The following is a 14,343-nucleotide window of genomic DNA, read 5'->3' on the forward strand; positions in this document are numbered from 1 at the left end:
CACGGAGTCCGTGTACGGCCCTTCTCGCTGGGTCCTGTGGGGTCCCGCTCCGGCGTCAGCGCTCGACGACGCGGTCGAACTGTGTGGTGGTGTGCCGCAGATGGGCCACGAGCTCGTCGCCGACCTTCGGCTCGGTGGCGTCGGAGGGCACGAACAGGATGGAGACCTGCATGTGCGGGGGCTCCGCGAACCAGCGCTGCTTGCCCGCCCAGACGAACGGGGAGAGGTTCCGGTTGACCGTGGCGAGGCCGGCACGGGCGACGCCCTTGGCGCGCGGCATGACGCCGTGCAGCGCCTTCGGGGCCTCCAGACCCACTCCGTGCGACGTCCCGCCCGCGACGACCACCAGCCAGCCGTCGGAGGCGGCCTTCTGCTGGCGGTAGCCGAAGCGGTCGCCCTTGGACACGCGGGTGACGTCCAGGACCGCGCCGCGGTATTCGGTGGCCTCGTGGTCCCCGAGCCAGAGCCGGGTGCCGATGCGGGCGCGGAACCGGGTCTGCGGGAACTGCTGCTGGAGACGGGCGAGTTCCTCGGCCTTGAGATGGCTGACGAACATCGTGTGCAGCGGCAGGCGGGCGGCGCGGAGCCGGTCCATCCAGCCGATGACCTCCTCGACGGCGTCCGAGCCGTCGGTGCGGTCCAGCGGCAGGTGGATGGCGAAGCCCTCCAGCCGGACGTTCTCTATGGCGGAGTGCAGATGCGGCAGATCCTGCTCGCTCACACCGTGCCGCTTCATCGAGGACATCACCTCGATGACGACACGGGCGCCCACGAGGCCGTACACGCCGTCGATGGACGACACGGAGCGGATTACCCGGTCGGGCAGCGGCACGGGCTCCTCGCCCCGCCTGAAAGGCGTCAGGACCAGCAGGTCACCGCCGAACCAGTCCTTGATCCGGGCGGCTTCGTACGTGGTGCCGACGGCGAGGACGTCCGAGCCCAGGCGGGTGGCCTCGTCAGCGAGGCGCTCGTGGCCGAAGCCGTACCCGTTGCCCTTGCAGACGGGGACGAGCCCCGGAAACTGCTCGGACACCTGCTTGTGGTGTGCCCGCCAGCGCGCGGTGTCGACGTAGAGCGTGAGCGCCATGGCCGGTCCCGGAACCTTTCTCGTGGCTGCGGTGTATCAGAGGTATGAACGGAGATTGTCGCGGATTCGCCGGACCGATGGTGCGGCGCCGGGCCGGGTCAGGGGCCCGGCGCGCGGATCGGTCCGGGTCAGCGGCGCGACATGTACATGTCGAGTGCCTTGTGGAGCAGCTTGTTGAGCGGGAAGTCCCACTCGCCGAGATACTCCGCGGCTTCCCCGCCCGTGCCGACCTTGAACTGGATCAGGCCGAAGAGGTGGTCGGTCTCGTCCAGCGAGTCGGAGATACCCCGCAGGTCGTAGACGGTCGCCCCGAGAGCGTACGAGTCGCGCAGCATCCGCCACTGCATCGCGTTCGAGGGCCGGACCTCACGCCCGATGTTGTCCGAGGCGCCGTACGAGTACCAGACGTGCCCGCCCACCACCAGCATCGTGGCGGCGGACAGGTTCACGCCGTTGTGCCGGGCGAAGTAGAGCCGCATGCGGTTGGGGTCCTCGGTGTTGAGGGCCGTCCACATGCGCTGGAAGTACGAGAGCGGGCGGGGCCGGAAATGGTCGCGGATCGCGGTGATCTCGTAGAGCCGCTGCCACTCCTCCAGGTCCTGGAAGCCGCCCTGGACGACCTCCACGCCCGCCTTCTCGGCCTTCTTGATGTTGCGGCGCCACAGCTGGTTGAAGTTTTTGTGGACCTCTTCCAGGGAGCGGTTGGCGAGCGGCACCTGGAAGACATAGCGGGGCTGGACGTCGCCGAAGCCGGCGCCGCCGTCCTCACCCTGCTGCCAGCCCATACGGCGCAGCTTGTCGGCCACCTCGAAGGCGCGCGGTTCGATGAAGTCCGCCTCGATGTCGCGCAGGCGCTTCACGTCCGGGTTCTGGATGCCGCCCTTGATGGACGTGGCCTCCCAGCGCCGGATGATCACCGGGGGGCCCATCTTCACGGAGAAGGCGCCCTGCTGCTTGAGATGAGCGAGCATCGGCTGGAGCCAGTCGCCGAGGTTCGGGGCGAACCAGTTGATGACCGGGCCCTCGGGCAGGTAGGCGAGATAGCGCTTGATCTTGGGCAGCTGGCGGTACAGGACGAGGCCCGCACCGACCATCTCGCCGGTCCGGTCGTCGAACCAGCCGAGGCTCTCGGAGCGCCACTCCGCCTTGACGTCTGCCCAGGCGGGGACCTGCATGTGGCTGGCCGCGGGCAGGCTCTGGATGTATGCCAGATGCTGCTCACGGCTGATGGTCCTCAGGGTCAGGCTCATTCCGGGCGCTCCTCGGGCTGGTGTGTCCCCATGGGTACAGGGGCTCCGGCTCTCGCGCCGAAGCCTACTGCGCCATGTGAGCGCCCCGTCTGGCCGTATGGAACCTGCGTCCCGACCGATACGTGGTCAGGACGCTCCGTGGGCCTCCGCGGCTCTCTGGCGGGCCGTCAGCCGATGACGCCGCCGAAGAGTCCGCCGTGCGCCATGCCCAGGAAGAAACCGACGCCCGCGGCACCGAGACCCACGATCAGCCCGAAGCGCTCCCGGGTCGTCTCGGAGATGAACTGTCCGCCGGCCCCGGTCAGGATGCCCAGCAGTCCCGTCCAGGAGCTGATCAGGTGCAGGCTGTGGAACTGGGCGGTGATGAAGGCGATCGCCCCGAGGACGAGAGTCAGCCCGACCAGGGTGTCCTGGAGGGGGTGGGGCCTGTGGTCCGTGGCGAGCAGGGAACCGGCGGCGTTGGGTCGCAATGTCTGTGCCATGGGGCACCTCCTGCGGAAGGCGGCGCATCGTAGCGCCATACACACCCGAGGTGTACAGACTGACGCTCAACCCGGTCGGATTTCAACCGGAAGCCAGTGTGCGGGTAGTCTGTACCCTCTGCACCGGTGTCTGCCCAGGCCAAGGCCAGGTCACGGCAGGGAAACCCGTTCGGTAAGCCGATCGGGAGTCCCATTGTCAGTGGCGGCCGATACCGTTGCGTACGCATCACAACCCTCCTGCCACGGAACGACCGTGGCCGCTGAGTCCAAAGGAGGTGGGTTTCACATGCGTCACTACGAAGTGATGGTCATCCTCGACCCCGATCTCGAAGAGCGCGCTGTCTCTCCGCTGATCGAGAACTTCCTCTCCGTCGTCCGTGAGGGCAACGGAAAGGTCGAGAAGGTCGACACCTGGGGCCGTCGTCGTCTGTCCTACGAGATCAAGAAGAAGCCCGAGGGCATCTACTCGGTCATCGACCTCCAGGCTGAGCCTGCGGTCGTCAAGGAGCTCGACCGACAGATGAACCTGAACGAGTCGGTCCTCCGGACCAAGGTCCTCCGTCCCGAGACCCACTGAGCTCTCCAGCTCAGCTGATCTCGGGCATCGAGTAGCAGCACTTAGCAGCCAGCAGCAAACCCGCCGAGAGGTTCCCCCATGGCAGGCGAGACCGTCATCACGGTCGTCGGCAATCTTGTCGACGACCCCGAGCTGCGCTTCACCCCTTCCGGTGCGGCGGTCGCGAAGTTCCGTGTCGCGTCCACTCCGCGCACCTTCGACCGGCAGACCAATGAGTGGAAGGACGGCGAAAGCCTGTTCCTGACCTGCTCGGTCTGGCGTCAGGCCGCGGAGAACGTCGCGGAATCGCTCCAGCGAGGCATGCGCGTGATCGTGCAGGGCCGGCTGAAGCAGCGGTCCTACGAGGACCGTGAGGGCGTCAAGCGCACGGTCTACGAGCTGGACGTCGAGGAAGTCGGCGCCAGCCTGAAGAGCGCCACGGCCAAGGTCACCAAGACCACGGGTCGCGGCGGCCAGGGCGGATACAGCGGCGGTGGCGGTGGCGGCGGCCAGCAGGGCGGTGGCTGGGGCGGAGGCTCCGGCGGCACCCAGCAGGGCGGCGGCGGAGCTCCCGCTGACGACCCCTGGGCGACCAGCGCTCCGGCCGGCGGCCAGCAGGGCGGCAATGCCGGTGGCGGCGGAGGCGGCTGGGGCGGAAGCTCCGGCGGCTCGAGCGGTTCCGGCGGCGGCTACTCGGACGAGCCCCCCTTCTAAGGGGTGGGGCTCGTACCCCAACTTCTTGATCACACAGGAGAAACACCATGGCGAAGCCGCCTGTGCGCAAGCCTAAGAAGAAGGTCTGCGCTTTCTGCAAGGACAAGGTCACGTACGTGGACTACAAGGACACGAACATGCTGCGGAAGTTCATTTCCGACCGCGGCAAGATCCGTGCCCGCCGCGTGACCGGCAACTGCACGCAGCACCAGCGTGACGTCGCCACGGCTGTCAAGAACAGCCGTGAGATGGCGCTGCTGCCCTACACCTCCACCGCGCGATAAGGGAAGGGTGACTGACACATGAAGATCATCCTCACCCACGAGGTCTCCGGCCTCGGTGCCGCGGGCGACGTCGTCGACGTCAAGGACGGTTACGCTCGCAACTACCTGATCCCGCGGAACTTTGCGATCCGCTGGACCAAGGGCGGCGAGAAGGACGTCGAGCAGATTCGTCGTGCTCGCAAGATCCACGAGATCGCGACCATCGAGCAGGCCAACGAGATCAAGGCCCGCCTCGAAGGTGTCAAGGTCCGTCTGGCCGTTCGCTCCGGCGACGCCGGTCGCCTCTTCGGTTCCGTCACCCCGGCCGACATCGCCTCGGCGATCAAGGCTTCCGGTGGCCCCGAGGTCGACAAGCGCCGCATCGAGCTGGGCTCGCCGATCAAGACCCTGGGCGCCCACGCGACGTCCGTGCGTCTGCACCCCGAGGTTGCCGCCAAGGTCAACATCGAGGTCGTCGCGGCCTGACCGCTGCACTCGGCATAGCTGAATGGAAGGGCCGCACCCAGCGGGGTGCGGCCCTTCTGCGTTCTGTGGCAGGGCGGCCTTCAGGGGTTGGTCTTCAGGACGGTGTCACGCATCGTCGTTTCACGTGAAACGAGGAGAGGGCAGTGGTTTCACGGCTTGGTTTCACGTGAAACGCTCAGCGCGTCGCGCCCGTGATGATCCAGCGTCCGGAGCGAGAACGCAGCCACAGGGTCGCCATCCGGACCGTCATCATCAGCGCCATCGCTCCCCAGAGAGCGGTGAGGTTGCCTCCGAGTACCGGCACGAGAAGCGCTACCGGAGCGAAGACCAACAGGGTGAGCAGCATCGCCCAGGCGAGATACGGCCCGTCCCCTGCGCCCATCAGGACTCCGTCCAGGACGAAGACAATGCCGCTGATCGGCTGCGAGACGGCGACCAGAAGCAGGGCGGGCAACGCCACGTTCTGGACGACCGAGTCGCTGGTGAAGAGGGGGAGGAACAGAGGGCGGGCGATGATGACCAGCAAGCCGAGTACCACTCCGGTGGCGATACCCCACTGGACCATCCGGCGGCAGGCTTCTCGAGCGCCCTGGGCATCGCCTGCCCCGAGGTAGCGTCCGATGATGGCCTGCCCGGCGATGGCGATCGCGTCGAGCGCGAAGGTCAGCAGGCTCCAGAGCGACAGGATGATCTGGTGGGCGGCCATGTCGGCGTCGCCGAGGCGAGCCGCGACCGACGTGGCGATCAGGAGGATCGCTCGCAGGGACAGGGTGCGGACCAGGAGAGGTGCACCGGCCTGGGCGCAGGCCCGTATCCCGGCGGCGTCCGGTCGCAGCGAGGCGTTGTGCTTCCGGGCGCCACGGATCACGACGTACAGATAGACCGCGGCCATGCCGCACTGGGCGATGACGGTTCCCCAGGCGGAACCCGCGATGCCGAGGCCGGCGCCGTAGACGAGACCGATGTTGAGGATGCCGTTGGCGACGAAGCCGGCGATGGCGACGTACAGCGGAGTCTTCGTGTCCTGGAGACCCCGAAGGATCCCGGTGGCGGCGAGGACGACGAGCATGGCCGGGATGCCGAACGCCGAGATGCGCAGATAGGTGATGGCGTACGGAGCGGCGGTGTCAGAGGCGCCGAAGAGTTCCATCAGAGCGGGTGCCGTGGGCAGGGTGACGGCTATGACGGCCACGCCGATCAGCAGGGCGAGCCAGATTCCGTCCATGCCCTGGCGGATCGCGGCGGTCAGGTCTCCGGCGCCGACGCGGCGGGCGACGGCTGCCGTGGTGGCGTAGGCGAGGAAGACGAAGACTCCGACGGCCGTCATGAGGAGGGCTGAGGCGACGCCGAGGCCGGCAAGTTGCGCGGTGCCGAGATGGCCGACGATCGCGGTGTCGGCCATGAGGAAGAGTGGCTCCGCGACGAGTGCGCCGAAGGCCGGAACGGCCAACGCGACGATCTCTCGGTCGTGCCGTCGTCGGACGGCCTTGGACGCCGCGGGAGCCTGTGTCATGAGCACCAATCTAATCTTCCACAGGTAAGAGATGCAAACCTATAGTGACTATTACTTGCACTCTGGCGGGACACGTCGGCGCACGCCGTTTGCGACGATCTTGGTCTGGGTTCGAAAGTTTTTCTTCTGCACAGCCAGTGGACGGGAAACTAGCAGGTCAGGGCTGGTTTCGCTGAGTGGTTGAGTGCTTGTTCACAGGCCTGTCCACCGGGTCGTGCACAGGTTTTGTGGAGTTCTCCACAGCATCCGGGCCGTCGTCCACATGGCCTGTGGATAACCAGATTGGCTGACGGTGCCCGCGGGCCTAACGTGGGGCGGCGCCCACTCTCTCCTCCGTCCTCGGAACCCTCGCAAAACCGACGCGCCAGAACCGGAGTTGGGTCCCTTAGTTGTCAGTGCCGTGCCGTAGAAATAAGAGGCACGGCTAGGTCCGCTCCGCGGACGGGAGGAGGTGGCTCGGTGAGTATTTCCGAGCCCTTGGACGACCCCTGGGCCGACAGCGGTCCCAGTGATCGTCTGCCCTCCTCCCGCCGACGCCAGGACGGTGGCCGGAGCCGGGACGAGCAGCATGACCGCGACCGGGACACCGGCTCGTGGGAGGGCGGAGGCTCGGCCTTCGAGCGCGTACCGCCGCAGGATCTGGACGCGGAGCAGTCTGTCCTCGGCGGCATGCTTCTCTCCAAGGACGCCATCGCCGACGTCGTGGAAGTGCTCAAGGGCCATGACTTTTACCGCCCGGCGCACGAAACGATCTTTCAGGCGATCCTCGACCTCTATGCGAAGGGCGAGCCCGCCGACCCCATCACGGTCGCGGCCGAGCTGACCAAGCGGGGTGAGATCACCAAGGTCGGCGGCCCGCCATATCTGCACACGCTGGTGCAGACGGTCCCGACCGCGGCAAATGCCGAGTATTACGCGGAGATCGTCCATGAGCGCGCGGTCCTGCGCCGGCTGGTCGAGGCGGGTACGCGCATCACGCAGATGGGGTACGCGGCCGACGGAGACGTCGATGAGATCGTCAACAGTGCCCAGGCCGAGATCTACGCGGTCACCGAGCAGCGCACCACCGAGGACTATCTGCCGCTCGGCGACATCATGGAGGGCGCGCTCGACGAGATCGAGGCGATCGGGTCCCGGTCGGGGGAAATGACCGGTGTGCCGACCGGCTTCACCGACCTCGACTCGCTCACCAACGGTCTCCACCCGGGCCAGATGATCATCATCGCCGCCCGTCCCGCGATGGGTAAGTCGACGCTGGCCCTGGACTTCGCGCGGACCTGTTCGATCAAGCACAACATGCCCAGCGTGATCTTCTCGCTCGAAATGGGCCGTAACGAGATCGCGATGCGTCTGCTGTCCGCGGAGGCGCGGGTCGCCCTGCACCACATGAGATCCGGCACGATGACCGACGAGGACTGGACCCGGCTCGCGCGCCGGATGCCCGACGTCTCCGCCGCCCCGCTCTACATCGACGACTCCCCGAACCTGTCGATGATGGAGATTCGGGCCAAGTGCCGCCGCCTCAAGCAGCGTGCCGACCTGAAGCTCGTGGTCATCGACTATCTCCAGCTGATGCAGTCGGGTGGCAAGAGGTCGGAGAGCCGTCAGCAGGAGGTTTCCGACATGTCGCGAAACCTGAAGCTGCTGGCCAAGGAGCTGGAGCTGCCGGTGATCGCGCTGTCCCAGCTCAACCGTGGCCCCGAGCAGCGCACGGACAAGAAGCCGATGGTCTCCGACCTGCGCGAGTCCGGATCGATCGAGCAGGACGCGGACATGGTGATCCTGCTGCACCGTGAGGACGCCTACGAGAAGGAGTCGCCCCGCGCGGGGGAGGCCGACATCATCGTGGGCAAGCACCGTAACGGCCCGACGGCCACGATCACGGTGGCCTTCCAGGGCCACTACTCCCGCTTCGTGGACATGGCGCAGACCTGATCCGACATTTCGCCAGCCTGGCTGGGCAGGGTTCCTGTCCCGGCCCGGGTGCCGGAGCCGCAGGGAAATGTGCTCGACGCGCGGTGCCGGGACGGGTGGACTGGGGGCATGACGACACCTCAGGAAGCGCTCCTTCCCAGCACGGACCGGGCTCTGTTGCACCGCATCGCCGTCGCTCAGGCCGAAGGGCGAGCACCGTCACTGGTCGCCGCCGTGGCCCGGGCTGGGGAGACGGTGTGGACCGGCGCGCGCACCTCGGTGGACGGGCACGGGCCGGACGAGAACGTGCAGTACCGGATCGGCTCCATCACCAAGACCTTCACCGCCGTACTGGTGCTGAGGCTGCGGGACGAGGGGCTCCTGGATCTCGGTGATCAACTGGAGAAGCACCTGCCGGGTACCGGCGCGGGAGAGGTCACGATCGCCGAACTGCTCGCCCACACCGCGGGGTTGGCCGCCGAGTCCCCCGCTCCCTGGTGGGAACGCACCCCCGGCTCACTGCGCCCCGAACTGGCCGACGTACTGGGCGAGCAGCCCTTCCGCCATCCGATCGGGCGGCGCCACCACTACTCGAACCCCGGCTACACGCTGCTCGGAGCGCTGGTGGAGGAAGTACGAGGTGCCCCCTGGGAGGAGGTGCTGCGGCGCGAGGTGCTCGAGCCGCTGGGACTGCGCCGCACCGGTGGAGAGCCGCAGGCGCCGCATGCGGGCGGGTGGGCCGTCCACCCCTGGGCGGACGTGATGCTGCCGGAACCGGCGGAGGACCTCGGCCGGATGGCGCCGGCGGGACAGCTCTGGTCCACCACCGGGGATCTGGCACGGTTCGCGGTCTTCCTGGCCCGGGGCGACGACCGGGTGTTGAGCGCCGAGTCCGTGCGGGAGATGAGGGTGCCCGCCGCGCCTCCCGAGGCGGCGGACCTGACCGCAGGTTCTGGCTACGGCCTGGGTATGCAGATCGTGCACCGTGACGGACGGATCCTCGTCGGGCACTCCGGTTCGCTGCCGGGCTTCCTCGCCTGCCTGATGGTGAGCGTGGCGGACGACCTCGCCGCGGTAGTCCTGGCCAACTGCACATCGGGGTCGGCGGTGTCGACTGTCGCCGCCGATCTCGTACGGATCGTGGCAGAGGCCGAACCCCGAATTCCCGAGCCCTGGCGTCCGCTGCCCGAAGTGGACAGGGCCGTCCTGGAGTTGGCGGGACAGTGGTACTGGGGGACGTACGCCTTCGGCCTGCGGCTGGAAGCGGACGGTGGCCTTTCGCTGGAGCCGTTGTCCGGTACGGGGCGCGGCGCACGCTTCCGGGCGAACGGCGACGGCACCTGGACGGGATTGGACGGCTATTACGCCGGAGAGCTCCTGGAGGCCCTACGACGCCCTGACGGGTCCGTGAGCCACCTGGACCTCGGATCGTTCACGTTCACGCGTCAGCCGTACGGCGAGGGGACTCCTGTGCCCGGTGGGGTGGACCCTGGCGGCTGGCGAGGGGTTCGGTAGAGGCCCGAAGACGGGAGGCGGCTGTTTCACGTGAAACAGCCGCCTCCCGCCGTACGTGGCGCTGCCATCTCAGAGCGGCAGTTTGAAACCCACATGAGAGGCCGTGAAACCGAGCCGTTCGTAGAACCGGTGTGCGTCCGTGCGGCTGGCATCGGAGGTCAGCTGGACCAACTGGCAGTCCTGGCGCCGGGATTCCTCGATCGACCACTCGATGAGCCGGGTGCCGAGGCCGCCGCCACGTTCGTCGGCGTGCACCCGTACGCCCTCGATGATCGAGCGGGTCGCTCCCTTGCGAGACAGCCCGGGTACCACCGTGAGCTGGAGAGTACCGACGACTCTGCCCTCGCGTACGGCGACGACGAGGTGCTGGTTCACGTCACCGCTGAGGCGTTCCAGGGCGGCCAGGTACGGGGTGAGGTCGTCAGGCGATTCCCGCTGGGCGCCCAGCGGGTCGTCCGCGAGCATCGCGACGATGGCGGGGACGTCTTCCGGAACGGCGGCTCGTATCTCAAGATCTCCCATGGCCGCACCCTACGAGAGCGGGCTCACCCCTACGTCCGGCTCAGGCGAGCACGCTCGCCGATTCCACGACCCGGACCAGTGGGGCCAGTTCAGGGTTCCTGGCCGCCTCGTCGAGAGCCTCGCGCAGGGCGGAGTCGTTGGTGGGGCGCGCCGCTTCGAGGAGGGTCAGGCCCGCTTCGCTGACGTTCGTGTAGATGCCGCGGCGATCGGTCGGGCACAGGTAACGCGAGAGCAGCCCGCGGTCCTCGAGCCGGGTGACCAGCCGGGTGGTGGCGCTCTGACTGAGGACGACCGCGTCCGCGACCTGCTTCATCTGCAGATGACCGCCCTCCCCGTCGTGCTGTCGGCTGAGCACGTCCAGCAGGGAGTACTCCCGCACGCTCAGGCCGTGCTCGGCCTGTAGAGCGCGCTCGATGTGGGCCTCGATTCTCCCGTGAAGCAGGGAGAGGGCGCACCAGCCCTGTGCGAGGGCGGTGAGCGCGGGGTCCGTGGCTGTCATGGCGATTCCTCCGTCCCGGAGCGACTGAGACCCAGGATAGAGCACGAGTGCAATAGCCCGCTCTTGCGTATAGCCCGCGTGTGCAACTATTGTGGACGCAGGCAAAGAGCTCCTGCAATCTTCTGGAAGGGTGTTACCCCACCATGCCTCTCGCGCTTCTGGCCCTCGCGATCGGGGCCTTCGGAATCGGAACCACCGAGTTCGTGATCATGGGTGTGCTGCCCGAGGTCGCCGGTGACTTCGGTGTCTCCATCCCCACCGCCGGACTACTGGTGACCGGCTACGCCCTAGGCGTGGTGATCGGTGCCCCGATCATGACAGCACTCGGCACGAAGGTGTCCCGCAAGCGGATGCTGATGCTGCTGATGGGGCTGTTCGTACTCGGCAATCTGCTCTCGGCCGTCGCACCGGCTTTCGGTCTGATGCTGGCCGGCCGAGTGGTGGCCTCCCTCGCCCACGGTGCCTTCTTCGGCATCGGTTCGGTGGTCGCCGCCGAACTGGTCGCCCCGGAGAAGAAGGCCGGCGCGATCGCCATGATGTTCAGCGGTCTGACCGTCGCCAATGTGGTCGGCGTCCCGCTGGGCACGCTCATCGGACAGTCCGCCGGCTGGCGCGTCACCTTCGCCGGTGTGGCGCTGCTCGGAGTGGTCGGACTGCTGGGTATCGCCAAGCTGGTCCCCGAACTGCCCAAGCCCGAAGGCGTGCACCTCCGTCACGAGTTGGCCGCCTTCAAGAACGTCCAGGTTCTTCTGGCCATGGCGATGACCGTGCTCGGGTTCGGCGGCGTCTTCGCGGCCATCACCTACATCGCGCCGATGATGACGCACGTCACGGGATTCGCCGACGGGTCCGTCACCTGGCTCCTGGTCCTCTTCGGCCTCGGGATGGTCGGGGGGAACCTGATCGGCGGCAAGTTCGCCGACCGCGCGCTGATGCCGATGCTGTACGTGTCCCTGGGCGGCCTCGCCATCGTGCTCGCCCTGTTCACCGTCACCGCGCACAACAAGATCCTCGCGGCCCTCACGATCGCGCTGATCGGCGCTCTCGGGTTCGCCACCGTGCCCCCGCTCCAGAAGCGCGTCCTCGACCAGGCGCACGGCGCTCCCACGCTCGCCTCGGCCGTCAACATCGGCGCCTTCAACCTCGGCAACGCCCTGTCGGCCTGGCTCGGCGGCATCGTCATCGCGGCGGGCATGGGGTACACCGCCCCCAACTGGGTCGGCGCCGCCCTCGCGGGGAGCGCCCTCGTCCTCGCCGTCGTCTCGGCCACCCTGGAGCGCCGCACCGCTGCCGGCGCCGCCGCTCGCGACGCCGTCGTCGCCGGTGGCACGGCCGCCGAGCAGCGGACCGCCGTCCCCCACTGACCGGGGCCGGGACCGGTTAGTGGGGCCGGGGCCGTCCCCGCGTCCACTCGGCTCGGAATCACCTGCTGTGACTCAGCACGACTCGATCAACACCCCTCACAAGGAGAAACCCCTCATGAGCACCACCACCGCCGTTGCCCCGCTGACCACTGAGGATGCGGAGATCCTCGTCAGTGCCGCTCGCCGTGCAGCGGACGCGGCCGGGGTCCGCGTCAGTGTCACCGTCCTCGACGCGGGCGGTCACCTGCTCGCCTTCCGGCGCGACGACCAGGCCGTGCTGATCTCCGGTGAGACCAGCACCCGCAAGGCCTACACGGCACTCCAGTTGAACTCGGCCACCGCGGACCTCGTCGAGGCGGTCCAGCCCGGCGGCCTCTTCCACACCCTGCCCACCGCGCTCGACCGCCCGCTGCTGTTCATCGCGGGCGGTGTGCCGGTTCATCGCGACGGCCGACTCATCGGTGCTGTCGGCGTCGGCGGCGGTGCGCCGGACCAGGACCACGGTTTCGCCGAAGCGGGTGTGGCGGCCCTCGTCTGACAGTGCTGCGGGGCGCAAGCGGCGGTCTCCCTCACTTGAAGGGACCGTCGCTTGCGCCGTTCTCGGTGTCGGACCGCCGTCCGTCAGCCGGCCGCCACCGTCAGGGGAGCGAAGCGTCGTGTCCAGTCCCCGGGGAGCTCCGGGATCCCGTACGTCATGACCGCGTTGAAGCCGGTGGGCGCGAGGCCGTGGTCCTTCACCCAGGACAGCAGCTCCTCGTGCCGTACATCGATGTCGGTGCGCAGGGGGCGGTCGGTGCGGGCGGCCAGTGAGGCGATGAGCGCCTTCGCGGTCACGGTGTCGTGGGCGATCAGCGGACCCAACACGTGGTCATCCATGTTCGGCCAGGCGGCCAGGTATCCGCTGATCCGGCCTCCGCCCTCGGCGACACGCAGTTGGTCCGAGAAGGCAGGCAGCCGAGTGATCACATGAGTGCGGTCGCACCCGAAGATCTCCTCGTCGAGCCGGAGGATCTCGGGGAGGTCCCCGGCCGTGGCCGGGCGCGTGAACACCTTGGAGTCCGGCCCGTCGGCAGTGAAGTGTCCTCGGACCATCTCGGCCCGGCCGGTGACCTTGAAACCCAACTCCTCGTAGAGCGGGCGTCCGTACGGCGTGGAGTGCAGCGTCAGTGGGATGGTGCCCATCTCCTCGACGACATGCCGCATCAGGCGCCGGCCGACTCCCTGGCGGGCGTGCCGCTCGGCGACGAGCACCATGCCGATCACGCCAAGATCAGGGCGTTCACGCGGCCCGTACTCGGTCACGACGCAGGCGGTGACCAGTCCGCCGTCGGGATCGTCGATGCCGTATCCCGTCCCTGCTGCGAGGAGGAGGCCCCACTTGTGTTCCTCACGGGGCCAGCCTCGGTCTTCGGACAGGTCGGCGCAGGCGAGGAGATCACGAGGCGTCAGGCGGCGGATGGGCAGTGAGGCGAGGGTGGGTGTCGACACGCGGTTCAGGCTGTCTCAACCGGGTCCGCGACGTCCACTCGATTGCAGAGTGAGCGGGCGCTCTTGGTCAGCCCGCAGCGGACCAGATGGCATGCGAGCGGACGTTTCACGTGAAACAACCCATGCCTTTCGGTCGTGCTCCCCGTCGACCAGGCCGATGAACCCGGCCGGCATTCTCGACGCCGGATCAAGGTGGAGATCACGGACCGGGCTTGTGAAGAATTCGAGGTGAGCCAGGGGTACCCCGAGGGCTTACGGCGACTCGCTGTCGCATGCCGATCCGTTCAGTGCCGTAACGGTATCGGCGGCGGTCGGGGGATGGTGTTCCGACGGTCCTGTCCGGCCGCACTTATGTGGGTCTGAGACTGTGAGGTGTCCATGAATTGGCCCTCGGTGCCCGGCAATTGAGGCCAGTGACGCTTGAGCCCCGCCAATTCGTGCCGAACGCGGGCGGGACTTGTGTGTGAGACGGCTGCCGGTATGGTCGAGTCCGGTTCGCGTCCACCGGGATGTACGCAAGTCGCGGGCAGGCACGAACGCACGTCAATGCAGCCTAACGGGACGGAGAGATCGAGGGCCCGCATTTTCCGTTATGCGGCTGGGCTTCGGCCCGGGGTGCGACGCTGCCGTGAGAAGACTGCGGCCAATGTCACATTCCTGCCTTACTTGTGCGTACGGGGCGGTAATCCG

General features: G+C 67.9%; 15 protein-coding genes. 8 read left to right on the top strand and 7 right to left on the bottom strand.

The window, feature by feature from the left end; translation table 11 throughout:
* Nucleotides 1-55: 55 nt before the first annotated feature.
* The 3 genes from ACIP79_RS06975 to ACIP79_RS06985 all read right to left on the bottom strand — a co-directional run bounded on the left by ACIP79_RS06975 (nt 56) and on the right by ACIP79_RS06985 (nt 2,819).
* The gene (locus ACIP79_RS06975) at nt 56-1,087 is read right to left on the bottom strand and encodes an alanine racemase (RefSeq protein ID WP_383683609.1); all 1,032 of its coding nucleotides are present in this window, start codon (nt 1,085-1,087) and stop codon (nt 56-58) included.
* A gap of 128 nt (nt 1,088-1,215) precedes the next feature.
* A complete protein-coding gene (gene femX / locus ACIP79_RS06980) occupies nt 1,216-2,337 on the bottom strand; it encodes a peptidoglycan bridge formation glycyltransferase FemX (protein ID WP_401220298.1) in 1,122 nt (373 codons plus the stop codon).
* 167 nt (nt 2,338-2,504) lie between these two features.
* Nucleotides 2,505-2,819 (bottom strand): hypothetical protein, encoded by a 315-nt coding sequence (locus ACIP79_RS06985; protein WP_401220301.1) that lies wholly within the window; start codon nt 2,817-2,819, stop codon nt 2,505-2,507.
* Between the two features lie 286 nt (nt 2,820-3,105).
* Between ACIP79_RS06985 and rpsF the strand changes: the two genes are divergently transcribed.
* From rpsF to rplI, 4 genes are all read left to right on the top strand, one after another.
* Nucleotides 3,106-3,396: a 30S ribosomal protein S6 gene (gene rpsF / locus ACIP79_RS06990; protein ID WP_006604399.1), complete on the top strand. Its 291-nt coding sequence runs from the start codon at nt 3,106-3,108 to the stop codon at nt 3,394-3,396.
* 78 nt (nt 3,397-3,474) lie between these two features.
* Nucleotides 3,475-4,089, top strand: coding sequence for a single-stranded DNA-binding protein (locus ACIP79_RS06995; protein ID WP_401220305.1), 615 nt, complete (start codon nt 3,475-3,477; stop codon nt 4,087-4,089).
* A 47-nt stretch (nt 4,090-4,136) separates the two neighbouring features.
* Nucleotides 4,137-4,373 carry a 30S ribosomal protein S18 gene (gene rpsR / locus ACIP79_RS07000; RefSeq protein WP_003949403.1) on the top strand — a complete coding sequence of 79 codons (237 nt, stop codon included), beginning with the start codon at nt 4,137-4,139 and terminating at the stop codon, nt 4,371-4,373.
* Nucleotides 4,374-4,391: 18 nt separating this feature from the next.
* Complete coding sequence (rplI, locus tag ACIP79_RS07005) at nt 4,392-4,838, top strand: 50S ribosomal protein L9 (RefSeq protein WP_153289645.1); 447 nt, start codon at nt 4,392-4,394, stop codon at nt 4,836-4,838.
* A gap of 175 nt (nt 4,839-5,013) precedes the next feature.
* Here rplI and ACIP79_RS07010 read toward each other — a convergent pair whose 3' ends face one another.
* Nucleotides 5,014-6,351, bottom strand: a complete 1,338-nt coding sequence (locus tag ACIP79_RS07010) for an MATE family efflux transporter (RefSeq protein WP_401220310.1) — start codon at nt 6,349-6,351, stop codon at nt 5,014-5,016.
* A gap of 459 nt (nt 6,352-6,810) precedes the next feature.
* Between ACIP79_RS07010 and dnaB the strand changes: the two genes are divergently transcribed.
* Both dnaB and ACIP79_RS07020 read left to right on the top strand, forming a co-directional pair.
* Entirely contained in the window at nt 6,811-8,286 is a 1,476-nt protein-coding gene (gene dnaB / locus ACIP79_RS07015) for a replicative DNA helicase (RefSeq protein ID WP_365440785.1), read from the top strand.
* A gap of 108 nt (nt 8,287-8,394) precedes the next feature.
* On the top strand, nt 8,395-9,780 hold the full coding sequence (locus ACIP79_RS07020; protein ID WP_401220314.1) for a serine hydrolase domain-containing protein: 1,386 nt from the start codon (nt 8,395-8,397) through the stop codon (nt 9,778-9,780).
* A 69-nt stretch (nt 9,781-9,849) separates the two neighbouring features.
* Here ACIP79_RS07020 and ACIP79_RS07025 read toward each other — a convergent pair whose 3' ends face one another.
* Nucleotides 9,850-10,302, bottom strand: a complete 453-nt coding sequence (locus tag ACIP79_RS07025) for a GNAT family N-acetyltransferase (protein ID WP_401220317.1) — start codon at nt 10,300-10,302, stop codon at nt 9,850-9,852.
* Nucleotides 10,303-10,342: 40 nt separating this feature from the next.
* Complete coding sequence (locus ACIP79_RS07030; protein WP_401220320.1) at nt 10,343-10,801, bottom strand: MarR family winged helix-turn-helix transcriptional regulator; 459 nt, start codon at nt 10,799-10,801, stop codon at nt 10,343-10,345.
* Nucleotides 10,802-10,944: 143 nt separating this feature from the next.
* Here ACIP79_RS07030 and ACIP79_RS07035 point away from each other — a divergent pair, with 143 nt between their 5' ends.
* The gene (locus ACIP79_RS07035; protein ID WP_401220323.1) at nt 10,945-12,165 is read left to right on the top strand and encodes an MFS transporter; all 1,221 of its coding nucleotides are present in this window, start codon (nt 10,945-10,947) and stop codon (nt 12,163-12,165) included.
* A gap of 115 nt (nt 12,166-12,280) precedes the next feature.
* Nucleotides 12,281-12,703, top strand: a complete 423-nt coding sequence (locus ACIP79_RS07040; protein WP_401220326.1) for a heme-binding protein — start codon at nt 12,281-12,283, stop codon at nt 12,701-12,703.
* Between the two features lie 83 nt (nt 12,704-12,786).
* Here the strand turns inward: ACIP79_RS07040 and ACIP79_RS07045 are convergent, their stop codons facing one another.
* The gene (locus tag ACIP79_RS07045) at nt 12,787-13,653 is read right to left on the bottom strand and encodes a GNAT family N-acetyltransferase (RefSeq protein WP_401220329.1); all 867 of its coding nucleotides are present in this window, start codon (nt 13,651-13,653) and stop codon (nt 12,787-12,789) included.
* Nucleotides 13,654-14,343 lie beyond the last annotated feature (690 nt).

This window comes from Streptomyces sp. NPDC088747, assembly GCF_044751025.1.
In the GTDB taxonomy this organism is placed as follows: domain Bacteria; phylum Actinomycetota; class Actinomycetes; order Streptomycetales; family Streptomycetaceae; genus Streptomyces.

What these genes read in the sequence shown, in the direction of transcription:
- ACIP79_RS06975 (WP_383683609.1), bottom strand. Translation starts at nt 1,087, where the DNA reads ATGGCGCTCACGCTCTACGTCGACACCGCGCGCTGGCGGGCACACCAC.
- femX (WP_401220298.1), bottom strand. Translation starts at nt 2,337, where the DNA reads ATGAGCCTGACCCTGAGGACCATCAGCCGTGAGCAGCATCTGGCATAC.
- ACIP79_RS06985 (WP_401220301.1), bottom strand. Translation starts at nt 2,819, where the DNA reads ATGGCACAGACATTGCGACCCAACGCCGCCGGTTCCCTGCTCGCCACG.
- rpsF (WP_006604399.1), top strand. Translation starts at nt 3,106, where the DNA reads ATGCGTCACTACGAAGTGATGGTCATCCTCGACCCCGATCTCGAAGAG.
- ACIP79_RS06995 (WP_401220305.1), top strand. Translation starts at nt 3,475, where the DNA reads ATGGCAGGCGAGACCGTCATCACGGTCGTCGGCAATCTTGTCGACGAC.
- rpsR (WP_003949403.1), top strand. Translation starts at nt 4,137, where the DNA reads ATGGCGAAGCCGCCTGTGCGCAAGCCTAAGAAGAAGGTCTGCGCTTTC.
- rplI (WP_153289645.1), top strand. Translation starts at nt 4,392, where the DNA reads ATGAAGATCATCCTCACCCACGAGGTCTCCGGCCTCGGTGCCGCGGGC.
- ACIP79_RS07010 (WP_401220310.1), bottom strand. Translation starts at nt 6,351, where the DNA reads ATGACACAGGCTCCCGCGGCGTCCAAGGCCGTCCGACGACGGCACGAC.
- ACIP79_RS07020 (WP_401220314.1), top strand. Translation starts at nt 8,395, where the DNA reads ATGACGACACCTCAGGAAGCGCTCCTTCCCAGCACGGACCGGGCTCTG.
- ACIP79_RS07025 (WP_401220317.1), bottom strand. Translation starts at nt 10,302, where the DNA reads ATGGGAGATCTTGAGATACGAGCCGCCGTTCCGGAAGACGTCCCCGCC.
- ACIP79_RS07030 (WP_401220320.1), bottom strand. Translation starts at nt 10,801, where the DNA reads ATGACAGCCACGGACCCCGCGCTCACCGCCCTCGCACAGGGCTGGTGC.
- ACIP79_RS07035 (WP_401220323.1), top strand. Translation starts at nt 10,945, where the DNA reads ATGCCTCTCGCGCTTCTGGCCCTCGCGATCGGGGCCTTCGGAATCGGA.
- ACIP79_RS07040 (WP_401220326.1), top strand. Translation starts at nt 12,281, where the DNA reads ATGAGCACCACCACCGCCGTTGCCCCGCTGACCACTGAGGATGCGGAG.